The following is a 16,893-nucleotide window of genomic DNA, read 5'->3' on the forward strand; positions in this document are numbered from 1 at the left end:
TGCCAAGCTGCGCGCCTCAATGCGTATTCGGATTTCCGATCTGCATAAATCGCTCAAACGCTCCGGTAAACCGGCGACCACCGTTTACGTCACCCACGACCAGACTGAAGCGATGACCATGGGCGACCGTATCTGCGTGATGAAGCTCGGCCACATCATGCAGGTTGATACGCCGGACAACCTTTACCACTATCCGCAAAATATGTTCGTGGCTGGGTTTATCGGCGCGCCGGAGATGAACATCAAACCGGCGAGCCTCGTGCGTAAAGACGATGGGCTGCACATCACCGTTGGCCACGACACATTACCGCTTAACGCGCAGCAGCAGGAGAAGGTGGCGCACTACGTCGATAAAGCGGTCTGTTTCGGCATTCGACCTGAGTATGTTCATGTCGCAACGCAGCCGTTTGCTGAAGGCGGCGGTCGGGGCACGCTTATTCGCGTTGAGAATATGGGCCATGAGTTCTTTCTCTACATGCAGGTGGGCGATTTTGAACTGACGGCGCGTATGCCTTCCGATCAGGTGAGGTCGATTCTGGAGGCCGGGCTGAATAGCCAGGTGTGGTTCCGTTTTGAGATGGCGAAATGTCATATTTTTGATGCGGAGAGCGAGTTGAATATTTCACTCTAAGCAAGCGGGAAGAGGTCGCCGTTTAGTGATTAAACGGCGACAACGGCGTTATTTACTGAGCAAGTGCCCCATCTTGGCCGCTTTGGTATCGAGATAGTGGGCATTTTTCGGGTTACGGCCCACGATCAGCGGTACGCGTTCAACGATGTTGATGCCCGCTTCGGTGAGGATCTCAACCTTTTTCGGGTTGTTGGTCAGCAGACGCACGGCGTCCACGCCCAGCAGTTTGAACATATCGGCGCAGAGGGTAAAGTCGCGTTCGTCAGCGGCAAAACCAAGCTGGTGGTTGGCCTCAACGGTGTCATAGCCTTGATCCTGCAGCGCGTAGGCGCGAATCTTATTTAACAGACCGATGTTACGGCCTTCCTGGCGATGGTACAGCAGGATCCCACGACCTTCTTCTGCAATGTGAGACAGCGCGGCCTCAAGCTGAAAACCACAGTCGCAGCGCAGACTGAAAAGGGCATCCCCAGTCAGACATTCGGAGTGAACCCGCGACAGCACCGGCGTTTGCCCAGTAATATCACCAAAAACCAGCGCGACATGATCGTGCCCGGTTGCCAGTTCTTCAAAGCCCACCATCAGGAAATCGCCCCATGGGGTTGGCAGTTTGGCTTCTGCCACACGTTTTAGCTGCATGTGATTCTCCAGATTATGTCAGCGCCATCAGCGCCTTCTGTTTTCCTTATTTTGCCACAACGTGCTTTACTTCACCTAATCATGCGCGGATGACCGTTCGTAAAGCGCACAATTTTGACACTTTATTGTTAACCGGGGCGATGACATTGATGGAAAAAGGAAAAGAGATACAGGCCATGGCAGGACGAACGACGCTCGCCGCGGTCATACTGCTGCTGATGCCCCTGGCCGTTTGGTTTTCAGGCTGGCAATGGCTGCCTGAACCCAGCGGTTGGGGGCTTCATGCGCTCTATGCCATTACTGAAACCGTGACCCACCCCTGGGGGATTATCACGCACCTGCTGCTGTGCGCGGTGGTTATCGGGGTGTTGCGGCCGGGGCGGCGCAATGCGATTATCCTGTTTGCCGTATTGAGTGCGACCGTGGTGCTGGGGCAGGGGCTGAAATCGCTGGTGAAAGAACGGGTTCAGGAACCGCGTCCTTTCGTCATCTGGCTTGAAAAAACACAGCAAATTCCCGTTGAGCAGTTCTACACTTTAAAGCGTAAAGAGCGGTCGGCGTTGGTGAAAGAACAGCTGGCGCAACAAAATGATATTCCCGGGTTTTTACGTCATCACTGGCAAAAAGAGACCGGATTCGCGTTTCCCTCTGGCCACACCATGTTTGCGGCGACCTGGGCACTGTTGATTGCTGGCTTGCTGTGGCCGCGACGTCGTATGGTTATCGTAGTCGTCGCGATGGCCTGGGCGATAAGCGTCATGGGCAGCCGTCTGCTACTTGGGATGCACTGGCCGTTGGATCTCATGGTGGCGACGGTAATGTCCTGGCTGCTGGCGACGCTTGCCTGTTGGCTAGTGGAATATCTGTGTGGGCCGCTGAAAAAAGCAGCGTAAACGCGGGCGCGGCGAAGAGAATAACGGGAAAGGGTTGATTTTCATCGGTGTTAACCACAGATCTAAGACTTGCTGTGCGCTTTTCCATTTCGTCGTCGCGGTGAAGATGTTATTTTATAAGGCTGGGTGCGGTGTCGACACTGCCGAAGCCACATAACGGGAAGTCATGTGAAATACCTACTCATTTTCTTATTGGTGTTAGCGATTTTCGTCATTTCGGTGACGCTGGGTGCGCAAAACGATCAACTGGTCACGTTTAACTATTTGCTGGCGCAGGGTGAGTTCCGAATCTCAACGCTGCTGGCGGTGCTGTTCGCCGTAGGTTTTGCCATCGGCTGGCTGGTTTGCGGTCTGTTCTGGCTGCGCGTGCGCGTTTCGCTGATGCGCGCTGAACGTAAAATTAAAAGACTCGAACATCAAATGACGCCAGATACGGTGGCTCCGGTTGCGCCGGCCGTCCCGGCGGCGAAGGAATAATTACCTATGCTGGAGTTGTTGTTTCTGCTTTTACCTGTAGCAGCAGCCTATGGCTGGTATATGGGGCGCAGAAGTGCACAACAGTCCAAACAGGACGAAGCGAACCGCCTGTCACGTGACTACGTGACAGGGGTGAACTTTCTTTTAAGCAACCAGCAGGATAAAGCGGTTGACCTGTTCCTCGATATGCTCAAAGAGGATACCGGCACCGTGGAAGCTCACCTGACGCTGGGCAACCTGTTCCGCTCGCGCGGCGAGGTTGATCGCGCTATTCGCATTCACCAGACGCTGATGGAAAGCGCCTCTCTAACTTACGACCAGCGTCTGCTGGCCGTGCAGCAGCTCGGACGCGACTATATGGCCGCTGGGCTGTATGATCGTGCTGAAGATATGTTCAACCAGCTGGTGGACGAAACCGACTTCCGTATCAGCGCCTTGCAGCAGCTTCTGCAAATCTACCAGGCGACCAGCGACTGGCAAAAAGCGATTGATATCGCTGAACGGCTGGTGAAGCTCGGAAAAGACAAGCATCGTGGTGAGATTGCGCATTTCTGGTGCGAGCTGGCGCTGCAGCAGATGGGCAACGATGAACTTGATAAAGCCATGTCGTTGCTCAAACGCGGTGCGGCAGCCGACCCGTCCAGCGCGCGCGTCTCCATCATGATGGGGCGGGCATGGATGGCTAAAGGTGATTATGCCAAAGCCATGGATAGCCTCTTGAGGGTGATCGAGCAAGATAAAGAGCTGGTCAGTGAAACCCTTGAGATGCTGCAAACTTGCTATCAACAGCTTGGCAAAGACAAAGAGTGGGAACATTTCCTCCAGCGCTGCGTCGAGGAAAACACCGGCGCCACGGCGGAGCTGATGCTTGCGCAGGTTATGGAGCACAGTAAAGGTGGCGAAGCGGCACAAACCTACGTCACCCGCCAGCTACAGCGTCACCCAACGATGCGCGTGTTCCACAAACTGATGGACTACCACCTCAACGAGGCGGAAGAAGGGCGCGCCAAAGAGAGCCTGATGGTGCTGCGCGATATGGTTGGCGAACAGGTGCGCAGTAAGCCGCGCTATCGCTGCCAGAAGTGTGGCTTTACCGCCTATACCCTTTACTGGCACTGCCCGTCATGCCGCTCCTGGTCGACTATCAAGCCTATTCGCGGGCTGGACGGTCAGTAATTTCTAAAAAATCGCCCACTTAGTTACAACATACTTTAATTTCCCCTTCGTTCATCCCTCGGCATTGTGCCTGCACGGTCACGCAGGTAGAATGCTGCCCGTTTACCTTTTCCGCACCCCGCGTGCCCATCAATAAGAAGGTCCAGTCATGTCCGTTGCTTCATCTTCTTCTCGTGTTGCCATCTCCTCTCCTGTTGTCGTTGCCCTTGACTACGATAATCGCGATAAAGCGCTCGCCTTTGTTGACCGCATTGATCCGCGTGACTGCCGCTTAAAAGTGGGCAAAGAGATGTTTACGCTATTTGGGCCGCAGTTTGTTCGTGACCTGCAGCAGCGTGGCTTTGAGATTTTCCTGGATCTGAAATTCCACGACATCCCGAATACCACGGCGCATGCCGTTGCAGCGGCAGCGGACCTTGGCGTCTGGATGGTAAACGTGCACGCCTCCGGTGGCGCCAGAATGATGACTGCGGCACGCGAAGCGCTGACGGCGTTTGGTGCCGATGCGCCGCTGCTGATTGCGGTCACCGTGCTGACCAGCATGGAATCCAGCGACCTGTTGGACCTGGGTATCGCACTGACGCCGGCAGAGTACGCTTTGAAGCTAGCAACGCTGACCAAAAACTGTGGCCTGGACGGTGTCGTCTGCTCCGCACAGGAAGCCGTACGCTTTAAGCAGGAGCTGGGGCAGGCATTCAAATTGGTCACGCCGGGCATTCGCCCAACCGGCAGCGAGGCAGGCGACCAGCGTCGTATTATGACGCCAGAGCAGGCGCTGGAGGCCGGGGTGGACTATATGGTGATTGGTCGTCCGGTCACCCAATCAGCGGACCCGGCGAAAACCCTGCGTGATATTAATGCATCTCTGAATCTGGGGGCGTAATGAGCGACAATAATAGCCGTCTGGTCTATTCGACGGAAACCGGACGTATCGATGAGCCAAAAGCGGCGGTAGTTCGTCCGAAAAGCGACGGCATCGTCAGGATCCAGCGTCAGACCAGCGGGCGTAAAGGGAAGGGCGTGTGCCTGATAACCGGTATCGATCTGAACGACGATGAGCTGACCAAACTCGCCGCCGAGCTCAAAAAGAAATGCGGCTGTGGCGGCGCGCTGAAAGATGGCGTGATTGAAATTCAGGGCGACAAGCGCGATTTGCTTAAAACGCTGCTGGAAGCCAAAGGGATGAAGGTCAAGCTGGCGGGCGGCTGAAACCCTATCTCAAAGACGACGTAACACCGTGCCCTCTCCCCTTTGGTGAGAGGGCACGAGACGGTGCAGCCCGGGCGAGCGCATGCGACCCCGGAAATGCTTCCAACCCTCACCGTCAAATAAAAAGGGCCCCGATTCTCATCGGAGCCCTGATATTCGTATTACGGATTATTTCCCGACCTGGTGGCCGATAATCCCACCTACCGCCGCGCCACCCAGCGTACCCAGCGCGCTACCGTCGGTTAACACAGCACCACCGATTGCGCCAGCACCGGCACCCAGCGCGGTATTACGGTCACGTTTGGACCAGTTAGAACATGCACTCAGAGACATTACCAGCGTCACCGCTAAAACAGCAGCAGTCATTTTTTTCATTGAAGTCATTTTTTTCTCCTGAATATTCTATCCACGGAAAAAGCCCTTTTATTATAGCAATAGCCAGAAGTATTCAGTGCGTATTCCGTGAAGCTTGTTGCGCAGGTTGTAAATTGGGTGCTAAAAGTCACGCAAGTGATAGTTACTTCCTGTTATATCGCTAACATCAATTTTACGATTTTGTGATGTTATCGACAGGTAAAAAGTCTTAATTCAGGGGTAGGATAAGTCTCATAGCGAGACGGGATTCATGACGGTGCGGGAATAGAAGGGAACCCGACGCCAGCAGGCATCGGGTGGGGGTGCTAAGGTCGTTGGACGATGTTGACGGTCAACCCGGTCTGCTCAAGCTGCAGTTGTTTTTCCGTGGATAAATTATCGTCGGTAATCACCCGGTTGAAATGGTTCATCGGACCGAGCGCATACGGATGGATAGCCCCAAATTTTGAACTATCGGTTAGCACAATCGCTTCGCTGCCTTTTTCCAGTACGGCGTTGACGATATCGGCGCGCATCATATCCCGACCGGTAAAACCGGTTTCAGGCTGCCAGCCGTCAATCCCAATAAACGCTTTGCTGAAATGGACCTGCTGAATGTACTGACGCGTCAATGGGCCCACCATGCTTTCGCTTTTTTTCTGATAGATGCCACCCAGTAGGATCACTTCTCCCGGCGTCTCTTTCAGCAGGTGCGCGATATAGCTGCTGACGGTGATGATGGTGATATCCGGCTGCTTTGCCAGTTCGCGCGCGAGCAGCGCGTTGCTGCTGCCGTTTTCGATGAATACCGTTTCCCCCGGGCGCACCAACGAGGCGGCAAACTCCGCGAGCTCACGTTTGAGGGCGAAGTTGTTCATCATGCGCGTTTCCACGTCTTCACTGTCCAGCGGAACGGCGAATCCATGGGTTCGTCTCAGGTAGCTCTGCTTCTCCAGCAGATTCAGATCCTGACGGATGGTCACTTCCGAAACGCCGGTCATTTTCGCCAAATCGGCGACGCTCATCCGGCCCTTATCGATAACCAACTGTAAAATGGTTTGCTGTCGGGAATTCATAATCAATGCATCAATTTTTCAAGGCGAGGGCGGTCTCGTGATTAAACCACCGCTCGCAGGGCGAATGGTGTCAGATTTCCCACGGGGATTTTGGCTGACCTGTTCTGCTGTCGCGTTCGTCTGCTGCGTATGCCAGCAATTCCGCTTTTAATATTTCCAGATTATTGATTGCGGAATGGGTGTCGCCGCCAACCAGAATATCAAGTACGGTATCAATACGTTGGGCTACCTGACGCGCATCGAGCTCGGACATAGTGGGATCCTGTTGATAAATTCGATTGAAATCAATGATGCAAAATTTACCGGCAAAAGAGAAGTGAAAAAATAGCTTAGCTTATAACCCCGGATGCTCAGTCAACCAGCGCTCAAGTTCGGCGACGGGCATCGGGCGCGCAAAGAGGTAGCCCTGCCGCTCATCCACGCCGTGTAGCTTAAGGAATGCATCGTCGGCGGCATTCTCCACGCCCTCGGCGATAATATTCAGGTTCAGCGCGCGGGCGACGGCAATAATTGCCAGCACCAGCGATTGGGAAACCGAACGGTCGTGGACGCTCTGGACAAAGATATGGTCCAGCTTGATGGTATCAATAGGAAAGCGCGCCAATTGCGACAGCGATGAATAACCGGTACCAAAATCGTCGAGGTGAATCTGAGCGCCCAGCGAGCGGAATTGTTCGATAACTTCCAGCGCCTGTTCAGCGTTATCAATCAGGCAGCTTTCGGTGAGCTCAATATCAATTGGGCACTGCTCGAATCCCTGTGCGCGTAGCGCCTGCTTCAGGTCGCTGAAAATAGAATGGTCGACAAGCTGGCGGGCAGAGACGTTTACCGCCACGCGCAGATGAATGCCCCGGTCTCGCCACTGCGCGACCTGACGAATCGCGTCCAGCATCACCCAGCGGCCGAGCGGCACGATAAGCCCCGACTCCTCGGCGTAAGCGATAAAATCCATCGGAGGAATAAGCCCCCGCTCCGGCGAGTTCCAGCGCACTAAGGCCTCCAGGCTGCGTACTTCGCCGTCTAAGCTCACTTTCGGCTGATAGTAGATAACCAGTTGATCGCACTGCAACGCTTTGCGCAGATTGGTATCCAGCCACAGATATTCGAAAACCCGCAGATTCATTTCGGGTTTAAATACGCTAAATCTCCCGCGGCCGCTCTCTTTGGCTGTGTACATTGCGGTGTCCGCGTTACGAATCAGGCTTTCCTTGTCCTCGCCGTGCTGTGGGGCGATAGAAATGCCCAACGAGCACCCGCTGTAGACTTCAATCAGGCCGATACGAAAAGGGTCGCGCAGGCGGGTTAACACTCGCGACGCCATCGCCTCCAGTTCGCTCTGCGAGGTTTGCGTCGCCAGAACGATAAACTCATCGCCGCCGAGTCGGGCGAGAGTTTGGTTCTCTTCCAGGCAGCTTAGAATCGACAGCGCCACGGACTGTAGTAGCTGATCGCCAAAGACATGTCCGTAGGCATCGTTGACCTTCTTGAAATTATCCAGATCGAAGTAGACCAGGCCAATTTGTTCCTCGGGCTGGCGGGTTTCAATGGCGCTACCGATAAGCTCGTTGATGGCGTGGCGATTCGGCAGTCCGGTGATGGTGTCGGTATTGGCCAGTACCCGCAGCCGCTCCTGAGCTTTGCGCTCCTCGGTAATATCGGTGCCCGAACAGATAAGGTAGATCTCGTTCTTACCGCTGCCGCTGTGGACAAAACGGTTACGGAACAAAAACAGGCGCGGGCCTTTGCGCGTTTTTATCCAGCGCTCTACCTCATAAGGTCCGCCGTTGCTAAAAAAACGGCTGACGTTTTCTCGCGCGGCGGCGGCTTCCGGCGCGGACATAAAAAGCTCAAATGCGGTTTTGCCGATGACATCCTGCTCTTTCACACCGGTGTACTCTTCGCACAGGCGATTGAAGCGCTGAATTTTACCTTCACGGTCGAGAATGACGATGACCGCATTAGCCTCTGAGACCACCTGCTCAGCAAACAGTAGCCCCTGTAACAGGTCGCGGGCGACGGAGGAGGTATCAAACCATGACGAAGCCGTACCGGCCCATTCGCTACAGTTCACCTTACGCCCAATCAGATGTACGGGAACGTCATAACCGTTGAGTTGGATATTGACCGCGATGCTTGAGGTGGTGACGCTCATGGTATGAATACGTTGGGCATTTTCCGGGCTTAGCGGAATGGCCAGATCGGAGCCAGCATCGGGATCGATGCTCAGATACAGGGTGGGATCGGTTCGTGACAAACGCCAGTAAAGACTGGTTTCGCTAGGGTTTGGGTCGAGCAGATTTTGTGCCAGAGATTTCACCATGCGTGCTCCTCATACACCTGCGATCGAATAGGTCCGAATCCAATGCCATGATATTCAGTGTGATCGTTTTTTGAAAATTCGCGTAGAAAAAAGAGGGTAGTACTGGGCGGAAGGGATATTCCACGTAGGTCGGATAAGCGAAGCGCCATCCGGCGGCGTAACGCTTTCACTGAGCACCGCCCAAAAAAAACGGCCCCCGAAGGAGCCGCTTAGCACGTATCTTAGAAAACTTACGCCGCAGGGCGAGCAATCACGCTACGAGTTTCCATGCGCACTTCCGCAATGGTGACATCAATGACGTCAGTGACCTTATAGACCACTTCGCCTTTGATCTGCACGGTCCCGCTTTCCTGGCTACAAACCATCTCATCACGCACAGCGTGCAGGAACGGTGCAGGAATAAAGGCAACCGCGCCGTTGTCCACCAGACGCACGCGCATACCGCCGCGGCTAACGTCAATGATCTCCGCCGCAAAGCGCGTGTCTTTACCCGCCTGCGGGCTCAGATAACGCGCATACAGCCAGTCAGCTACGTCGCGTTCCGCCATACGGTTCAGACGACGACGTTCGGCCATCTGCACGGTCACATCATCCTGAGGACGCGGCGCGCTTTCGCCTTTGATAATCGCTTTCAGCAGGCGATGGTTCACCATGTCACCGTATTTACGGATCGGTGAGGTCCAGGTTGCGTACGCCTCCAGACCTAAGCCGAAGTGTGGACCCGGCTCAATGCTGATTTCAGCGAATGACTGGAATCGACGAATACGGCTATCGAGGAAACCAGAAGGCTGAGCGTCGAGCTCGCGGCGCAGCTTGCAGAAACCTTCCAGGGTCAGCACTTCAACCGGATCGACGTGAACGTCGTGGGTTTTCAGCAGCGCAGCCAGCGCTTCGGTATTGTCAGGAGCAAAGCCAGTGTGGACGTTATAAATACCAAAGCCCAGTTTGTCGCGCAGCACGCGAGCGGCGCAGATGTTTGCCGCAATCATTGACTCTTCAACGATACGATTAGCAATGCGGCGCGGCTCTGCGACGATATCCAGCACTTCGCCTTTCTCACCCAGCACAAAGCGGTAGTCAGGACGGTCTTTGAACACCAGCGCGTGGGTTTTACGCCATTCGCTGCGAACCTGGCAAACGCGTTGCAGCAGGGTAATCTGACGCGCGATAGCATCGCTCTGCGGTTTCCAGTCGCCGGTATTTTCCAACCAGTTGGAAACGTCGTCATAAACCAGTTTGGCTTTTGATTCGATGTTAGCGGCGAAGAACTCGATGTTGTCTTCGATGGTGCCGTCGGCCGCCAGCGTCATGCGGCAAGCCAGTACCGGGCGAACCACTTCTGCCCGCAGCGAGCAGAGGTCGTCGGAGAGCTCGCGCGGCAGCATTGGAATGTTGAAGCCCGGCAGATAGTTGGTAAAGGCGCGAATTTTCGCGGCATCGTCCAGCTTGCTGCCTTCAACGATCCATGCGGTCGGGTCGGCAATCGCGACGGTCAGCAGCAGCTTGCCGTCAGCGGCTTCTTCCACAAACAGCGCATCGTCCATATCTTCGGTGCTGGCGCTGTCTATGGTAACGAAGTCGAGGGCCGTCAGGTCGCGACGCTCCAGACCTTCGTCCTGCATTTCGGTGGCCACGCCGTTTGGCGCTTCTTTTTCCAGGTTATGACGGGCGAGCGTTACCCACCACGGCACAAAGTGGTCGTCACCAAAGGTGATGAATTTGGTCAGCTCGGCGTAGAAACTACGATCGCCTTTCAGCGGATGACGGCGCATTTCAGCAACGGCCCAGTCACCCTCTTTGAAATCGTGTGTGACACCGCGGTCAGCGCGGCATGGAATGGCATCTTTTAACAGAGGATGATCGGGAACGATAGACAGTCTGTCATCCTTGCGGTGCACTTTCCCGACAAAACGCGTCAGGAACGGCTCAACCAGTTCTTCCGGTTCGGCGCTCTCTTTCTCTTTTTCAGAGTGAATGACCGCGATAATACGGTCGCCGTGCATCACTTTTTTCATCTGCGGCGGCGGAATAAAATAGCTTTTCTGCGCGTCGACCTCGAGGAAACCGAAACCTTTATCCGTGGCTTTTACGACCCCTTCCGCACGCGGCGTCTGGGAGTGAAGTTGCTGTTTTAGCTGCGCGAGCAGCGGGTTGTCCTGAAGCATATTGATCTATTTTCGTGGCCAAAAGAGCGGCTGACATTTTTACGCGAATCTATAGGTTGCAGCAAGCGCTCTTTCACCCTTTTACGCAACTTGTTGTGCGCTACTCAGTGCTATTCGCAGGCGGTTTAGCCAGCCGCAGAGTGCGCTCCAGGCAAGCAGTGTGATGGCATCCGGAACGGAAAGTCCCTGCTCGGCAAGGGGCGTTAGCTGCGCGGCGCTAAAACGGTCCGGTGCGCGGGTCAAAAGCTGGGTTGCCTGGGCGACAGCGCGCTCGCAGGGATGGTGGTGACTCCAGGCCTGAATGGCGCGTTCACCATTACGCACCGCGTCCGGCAAGCCGTTCGCGCCTTGCCATTGACCGCTGTAATAGTGAAAACAGCTGGCGCTGCCGTTGATGCGGGCAGGGATCAGCGATGCCAGCGGCTGTAGCGGGTGCGCGAAGGTGAGGGCGTCGATAAGCTCACCCAATCCCTCCAGCAGCGTCTCCTCGGCCACCAGTGCGTTTGCTAAATCGGTTAGCTCGGGTACATGCTGCCAGCGTGCCAGCACGTCACCCTGCGTCGTATTGGCCTGATGCGGTACGGTGCTGACAAAGTCGGTATGCCACGGCGCGCTTTCACTCTGGAAGCGGTCCGCATCGGCATCTTCCTGTACCGGCATGCCGGGTATCCATCGAACCGGGAAACCGAGCTGGGCCTGGAAAATAGCGATAACGCGTGCCTGGAAACCGACGAAGCCGACCACCTGATTAATCAGAATAATATCGTGCGCGGTAAGCCCCACCTCATCCAGTTGCTGGCGCTCGCGCGGGGTGATCACCGACGGCGAGCTGGCAAGCTGGCGGGCATACTGAGTAATTTGCGCCAGCCGGTGGTTGCTCTCGCGTGATGAATCTGGCCCCGGCAGCGGCGCTAAACGCGCGGCGTAGTGATTGCACAGCCGCTGCACGCCGGTGACCTGCGCAACGGTGAGGGCGGTGCTCAGACGGTCGTAGGCGCTGAAGGTACGCAGGCGGTTAACGGTGACCGCATCCGGGAATAACGTTTGGGCAAAGGTGCGGGCGAGGCGTAACCAGCGCTGATTGGCGCTGTAGAGGGCATCGGGTAACGTGAGATCCAGTAAAAAACGGTCGTCAACGTGTGCGGCTTCAGGAACCAGCGGCATCACGTCGCTGTGTTGGGCTCTCGACTGGGTTTCGTGATACCAGTGGCTTTTGCCGTAAACGCGGCGTGGCTCCATGGATATTCCTTGATCTATAGGTGGCGAGCCGGCGGGTATTGAGAAGGTGTTGCCGGATCGTTATAGGTAAATATCCTGGCGCATGCGTGACGAGGGAGAAAATATTGTTCGGTGATAATTAATAACTGGCTGGAATAACAGAGGCGTAAGAAGGGAAAAATCGTAGCCCGGCCGAACGCAGTGACGCCGGGGAAAACCCCGGAGTCGGCGTAAACGCCTCGTCCGGGCTACGGGTCTACAGTTCCAGTTCGTTCATCGCGGCAATGCTGAAACCGCCATCAACATGAACGACTTCTCCGGTTATCCCGGCGGAAAGGTTGGAGCACAGGAAGGCGGCGGAATTACCCACGTCTTCGATAGTCACGGTGCGACGAATCGGCGTGACCGCTTCGCAGTGCGCCAACATTTTTCGGAAATCCTTGATGCCGGAGGCGGCAAGCGTACGAATCGGGCCTGCCGAAATCGCATTCACGCGTACGCCTTCCGGGCCCATGGCGTTCGCCATATAGCGCACGTTAGCTTCAAGAGAGGCTTTTGCCAGACCCATCACGTTGTAGTTCGGGATTGCACGCTCCGCGCCCAGGTAAGAGAGGGTCAGCAGGGCAGAACCGGGGTTCAGCATGCTGCGGCAGGCTTTTGCCATCGCCACAAAGCTGTAGGCGCTGATATCGTGGGCGATTTTAAAGCCTTCGCGGGTCACCGCGTTGACGTAATCCCCGTCCAGTTGATCCGCCGGGGCAAAACCGATGGAGTGGACGAAACCGTCAAACGTCGGCCAGACTTTTGCCAGCTCGCTGAACAGGGACTCAATGCTCGTATCTTCCGCTACGTCGCACGGCAGGACGATGCTGGAATCTAGCGAAGCGGCGAACTCTTCCACGCGACTTTTCAATTTGTCGTTCTGGTAGGTAAAGGCCAGCTCGGCCCCTTCGCGCTGCATCGCCTGAGCGATACCATAGGCGATGGAAAGCTTGCTCGCCACGCCCGTAATCAGAATACGTTTACCGGAAAGAAAACCCATCGTGTTCATCCTTCTATTCAGTGTTAGCGGTCTTTACGCCAGGCGTCTGCGGTCAACGCCTCGCCGAAGTGGCCCGCAATCAGACGTTTAGTTAAATCGTGCAGCGGGGAGGCCAGCACGTCGGCGGTGCTGCCGCGCTCGACCACTTCGCCCTGGTGCATCACCAGCACCTGGTCGCTGATGTGCTTCATCATCCCCAAGTGCTGGGTCACGTAGATATAAGAGATTCCCTGTTTTTCCTGTAGCTCCAGCATCAGGTTCACCAACTGCGAACGCATCGACATATCCAGAGAGGCCAGCGCTTCGTCGCAGATAATCACCTTCGGGCGCAGGATCAGCGCGCGGGCCAGACCCAGACGCTGTTTTTGCCCCGGTGCCAGCATGTGCGGGTAGTAGCTGACGTGGTCCGGCAGCAGGCCGACAAGGCGTAGGGTGTCGATAATTTGTTTGCGGCGCGCTTCCGGCTCGAGATCGGTATTAAGACGCAGCGGGAAATCGAGGATCTGCGAAATACGCTGACGCGGGTTCAGCGAGGTGCTTGGATCCTGGAAGATCATGCGGATACGCTGGCTGCGGAACGAGTAGTCACCGAACTCCAGCGGATGATCGTCAATCAGCAGCTCGCCGGTGGTCGGTTCCACCATGCCCGCCAGCATTTTCGCCAGCGTGGATTTACCTGAACCGTTCTCGCCAATAATCGCCAGCGTCTGCTTTTCGCGCAGAGTAAAGCTCAGCGGCTTCACCGCCTGCAGCGTCTGACGATGGAACCATCCGGTGCGATAGCGAAAGGTCTTACTCAGATTGCGTACTTCAAGCAAGGTTTCGACCATTTCACTCTTTCTCCATGTTCAGCGGGAAATGACAGGCGAACAGGTGGTTCTTCGCACCCGTCAGGCGCGGGGTTTCAATACATTTACGCTGGGCGTAAGGGCAGCGTGGCCCAAGACGGCAGCCCATCGGCAGTTGTTCCAGCAGCGGGATCGCGCCAGAGAGCGTGTTCAGGCGGCTTTTATGCGGCATTGAACGGCCAAAGTCTGGAATCGCGCGGATCAACGCCTGGGTATACGGGTGATGCGGAATAGTCACCAGCTCTTCGCTCGGCGCGCTTTCCACCGTCTGCCCGCAGTACATGACGTTAATTTTATCCGCCCAGTGGGTCAGCATCTGCAAATCATGAGAGATAAGCAAAATAGTGGTGTTGTTGTTCTGGTTAAGGCCGGTCAGCAGGCGGAAGATCTGCGCCTGAGTGGTCGGCTCCATGGCGTTGGTCGGCTCATCGGCAATCAGCAGACGCGGCTGGTTGGCCAGCGCGATGGCAATCATCACTTTCTGACATTCCCCTTCGGTGAGCTCATAGGGGAAGCTGCGCATCGCGTCTTTATGATCTTTGATCCCCACGCGGTGCAGCAGTTCGATGGCGCGGCGCTTACGCCAGCCCAGTCGTTGCCACCAGTGGCCTTTGAAGGTCCAGCCGGGGATGTTCTGCATCAGCTGTTCGCCAATGCGCTCGGAGGGGTCAAGACAGGACTGCGGTTCCTGGAAAATCATCGACACGTTGTGGCCGACTAGCTTGCGGCGTTCACGGTTAGACAAGCGCAGCAGGTCGATATCATCAAAGCGCATACGGTCTGCGGTCACGCGCCAGTTGTCTTTGGTGACGCCGCAAATGGCTTTGGCGATAAGGCTTTTGCCTGAACCGGATTCGCCAACCAGGCCGCGAATTTCACCCTCGGCCATGGTCATACTGACGCGGTCAACGGCCTTCACCCAGCCTTCATTAGTCTTAAATTCAATGGTTAAATTGCGAATATCAAGTAACGGCATTATTCCACCCCCGCGTTGATGGCACGGCGAATACCGTCGCCCAGCAGGTTAACCAGCAGCACGCTTATCATAATGGCCGCACCCGGCAGCATTACCGTCCACGGTGCGACGTAGATAAGTTCCAGCGCATCGCCCAGCATCGCTCCCCATTCTGGTGAAGGCAGTTGAGCGCCCAGGTCAAGGAAGCCCAGCGCGGCGATATCCAGAATGGCCATCGACAGCGCGCGGGTAATCTCAGTTACAAGGCCCGCGGCGATGTTTGGTAAAATCGCAAACCACAGAATGTTCAGTGTAGAAGCTCCGTCGAGACGGGCGGCAATCACGTAATCACGCTCTAGCTCATCGTGAACCATGCTGTAAATCGAGCGTACCATACGCGGCAGCAGCGCCAGCCAGACGGCAAACATCGCATGCGACAGATGCGGGCCAGCAAAGGCCACCACGATAATCGCCAGCAGCAGCGATGGAATGGAGAGCAGGGTGTCGAGAATATGGTTCAGCATGGCTGAACGCAGCCCGTGGGTCGACCCGGCGAAAGCGCCGAGCAGCAGGCCAAACGCGGTTGCCCCCAGCGTCACCACAAAGGCACCACCAACGGTAGGTGCCGCGCCGCTCAACAGACGGCTTAACACATCACGGCCCAGATCGTCGGTGCCGAGGAAGAACGACACTTCGCCGTAGCGCGACCATGATGGCGGCAGCAGTTGGTAGCCGAGGAACTGCTGGTCGATACCGTAGGGGGCAAACCAGCCACCGAACACGCACAGCAGCACCAGCCCGATACAGCCATAAAAGCCAATCATCGCGGTGGTATCGCCGTAGAACTTACGCCAGACGGTGCGCAGGGCACCCGGCGGGCGCTTCTCGAGGTAGACGCTATCGTAAGGCATACCATTCCTTATGTTTCAGCGGGTTAGCCATAGCACCCAAAATATCGGAGATCACGTTGACGATGATTACCAGCGCGCCAATCACCATGACCCCGGCGGAAATCGCCGCGTAGTCCTGCTGGCGGATGGCGTTAATCATCCAGCGCCCCAGGCCCGGCCAGCTAAAGACCATTTCGGTGATCATCGCCAGCGTCAGCATGGTAGAAAATTGCAGACCCAGACGCGGAATAACCGGCGGCAGGGCGTTATGGAGTACGTGGCGGCGCAGAATGGTCAGACGCGAAACCCCGCGGGTTGCTGCCGCTTTCACGTAGTTGGTGTCGTACACCGCGATGGTGCTGATACGCATCAGACGCACCACTTCGGTGGTTGGCGCTACCGCCAGCGTGAGCACCGGCAGCACCATATGACGCAGGGCGCTGATGATCATCTCATGTCGCCACGGCGAATCCGAAAGCCAGGCGTCAATCAGTGCGAATCCGGTGACGTTTTTCACTTCGTACAGCAGGTCAAAGCGCCCGGAAACCGGCAGCCAGCCCAGCGTCAGCGAGAAGAAGAGGGTCAGCAGCAGTGCCAGCCAGAAAACCGGAATAGAGAAGCCCAGCAGCGCAAAGAAGCTGATGACTTTATCCTGCCACTTGTTGCGGGTGATCCCCGCCAGCATGCCGATAGGAATACCCACCAGCAGGGCGAAGCCAAACGCCAGGATGCACAGTTCCATGGTCGCCGGGAACACCTGGCGAAGCTGCTCGGAAATCGGCTGGCCGTTGATGCTGGAGACGCCAAAGTCCCAGTGCATGACGCTTTCAAACCAGAATACCCAGGCGTTCCACAGCGAGGCGCCCTGTAGCGGCGCGTGCGGCGTGAAATAGCTCAGGCTGAAGCCGACGAAGGTCAGGAAAAAGAGCGTAACCAGCAGCAGCAACAGGCGACGAAGCGTGAAAATAATCATGGTTTCTGCACCTTCTCTTCTTTTTCC

Annotated in this window: 18 protein-coding genes; 6 read left to right on the forward strand and 12 right to left on the reverse strand. The window is 56.0% G+C overall.

Going from position 1 to position 16,893, the window contains the following annotated elements:
* A partial coding sequence (locus GKAS_RS18115) for an ABC transporter ATP-binding protein (RefSeq protein WP_035896307.1) occupies positions 1-631 on the forward strand: 631 nt, incomplete at its 5' end.
* 48 nt (positions 632-679) lie between these two features.
* Here GKAS_RS18115 and ribA read toward each other — a convergent pair.
* Positions 680-1,270: a GTP cyclohydrolase II gene (ribA, locus tag GKAS_RS18120; RefSeq protein ID WP_035896308.1), complete on the reverse strand. Its 591-nt coding sequence runs from the start codon at positions 1,268-1,270 to the stop codon at positions 680-682.
* Between the two features lie 167 nt (positions 1,271-1,437).
* On the opposite strand from ribA, the gene pgpB reads away from it, so the two are divergent.
* The 5 genes from pgpB (at position 1,438) to yciH (ending at position 5,025) form a co-directional block, all read left to right on the forward strand.
* On the forward strand, positions 1,438-2,163 hold the full coding sequence (gene pgpB / locus GKAS_RS18125; protein WP_035896324.1) for a phosphatidylglycerophosphatase B: 726 nt from the start codon (positions 1,438-1,440) through the stop codon (positions 2,161-2,163).
* 168 nt (positions 2,164-2,331) lie between these two features.
* The gene (locus GKAS_RS18130) at positions 2,332-2,640 is read left to right on the forward strand and encodes a LapA family protein (protein ID WP_035896309.1); all 309 of its coding nucleotides are present in this window, start codon (positions 2,332-2,334) and stop codon (positions 2,638-2,640) included.
* Between the two features lie 6 nt (positions 2,641-2,646).
* Positions 2,647-3,816: a lipopolysaccharide assembly protein LapB gene (lapB, locus tag GKAS_RS18135; RefSeq protein ID WP_035896310.1), complete on the forward strand. Its 1,170-nt coding sequence runs from the start codon at positions 2,647-2,649 to the stop codon at positions 3,814-3,816.
* Positions 3,817-3,964: 148 nt separating this feature from the next.
* A complete protein-coding gene (gene pyrF / locus GKAS_RS18140) occupies positions 3,965-4,699 on the forward strand; it encodes an orotidine-5'-phosphate decarboxylase (protein ID WP_035896311.1) in 735 nt (244 codons plus the stop codon).
* A complete protein-coding gene (yciH, locus tag GKAS_RS18145) occupies positions 4,699-5,025 on the forward strand; it encodes a stress response translation initiation inhibitor YciH (protein ID WP_035896312.1) in 327 nt (108 codons plus the stop codon). The genes pyrF and yciH overlap by 1 nt, the downstream gene beginning before the upstream one ends.
* Before the next feature lie 168 nt (positions 5,026-5,193).
* Here yciH and osmB read toward each other — a convergent pair whose 3' ends face one another.
* From osmB to sapB, 11 genes are all read right to left on the reverse strand, one after another.
* The gene (osmB, locus tag GKAS_RS18150) at positions 5,194-5,409 is read right to left on the reverse strand and encodes an osmotically-inducible lipoprotein OsmB (RefSeq protein ID WP_035896313.1); all 216 of its coding nucleotides are present in this window, start codon (positions 5,407-5,409) and stop codon (positions 5,194-5,196) included.
* 296 nt (positions 5,410-5,705) lie between these two features.
* Positions 5,706-6,455, reverse strand: coding sequence for a DNA-binding transcriptional regulator YciT (gene yciT, locus GKAS_RS18155; protein WP_035896314.1), 750 nt, complete (start codon positions 6,453-6,455; stop codon positions 5,706-5,708).
* Positions 6,456-6,525: 70 nt separating this feature from the next.
* A complete protein-coding gene (locus tag GKAS_RS18160) occupies positions 6,526-6,708 on the reverse strand; it encodes a YciZ family protein (RefSeq protein WP_035896315.1) in 183 nt (60 codons plus the stop codon).
* Positions 6,709-6,789: 81 nt separating this feature from the next.
* On the reverse strand, positions 6,790-8,775 hold the full coding sequence (pdeR, locus tag GKAS_RS18165) for a cyclic di-GMP phosphodiesterase (protein WP_035896316.1): 1,986 nt from the start codon (positions 8,773-8,775) through the stop codon (positions 6,790-6,792).
* A gap of 230 nt (positions 8,776-9,005) precedes the next feature.
* Positions 9,006-10,940 (reverse strand): exoribonuclease II, encoded by a 1,935-nt coding sequence (locus tag GKAS_RS18170; protein ID WP_035896317.1) that lies wholly within the window; start codon positions 10,938-10,940, stop codon positions 9,006-9,008.
* An 81-nt stretch (positions 10,941-11,021) separates the two neighbouring features.
* Entirely contained in the window at positions 11,022-12,179 is a 1,158-nt protein-coding gene (locus GKAS_RS18175) for a CMD domain-containing protein (RefSeq protein WP_035896318.1), read from the reverse strand.
* Positions 12,180-12,414: 235 nt separating this feature from the next.
* Positions 12,415-13,200: an enoyl-ACP reductase FabI gene (gene fabI, locus GKAS_RS18180; RefSeq protein WP_035896319.1), complete on the reverse strand. Its 786-nt coding sequence runs from the start codon at positions 13,198-13,200 to the stop codon at positions 12,415-12,417.
* Positions 13,201-13,223: 23 nt separating this feature from the next.
* Positions 13,224-14,030: a putrescine export ABC transporter ATP-binding protein SapF gene (sapF, locus tag GKAS_RS18185; RefSeq protein WP_035896320.1), complete on the reverse strand. Its 807-nt coding sequence runs from the start codon at positions 14,028-14,030 to the stop codon at positions 13,224-13,226.
* 1 nt (position 14,031) lies between these two features.
* Positions 14,032-15,024, reverse strand: coding sequence for a putrescine export ABC transporter ATP-binding protein SapD (gene sapD / locus GKAS_RS18190; RefSeq protein WP_035896321.1), 993 nt, complete (start codon positions 15,022-15,024; stop codon positions 14,032-14,034).
* The gene (gene sapC / locus GKAS_RS18195; RefSeq protein WP_035896322.1) at positions 15,024-15,914 is read right to left on the reverse strand and encodes a putrescine export ABC transporter permease SapC; all 891 of its coding nucleotides are present in this window, start codon (positions 15,912-15,914) and stop codon (positions 15,024-15,026) included. The genes sapD and sapC overlap by 1 nt, the downstream gene beginning before the upstream one ends.
* Positions 15,901-16,866, reverse strand: a complete 966-nt coding sequence (sapB, locus tag GKAS_RS18200) for a putrescine export ABC transporter permease SapB (RefSeq protein ID WP_035896323.1) — start codon at positions 16,864-16,866, stop codon at positions 15,901-15,903. Before sapB ends, sapC begins: the two co-directional genes overlap by 14 nt.
* Positions 16,867-16,893: the final 27 nt, after the last annotated feature.

This window comes from Kluyvera ascorbata ATCC 33433 (genome assembly GCF_000735365.1).
Taxonomy (GTDB): domain Bacteria; phylum Pseudomonadota; class Gammaproteobacteria; order Enterobacterales; family Enterobacteriaceae; genus Kluyvera; species Kluyvera ascorbata.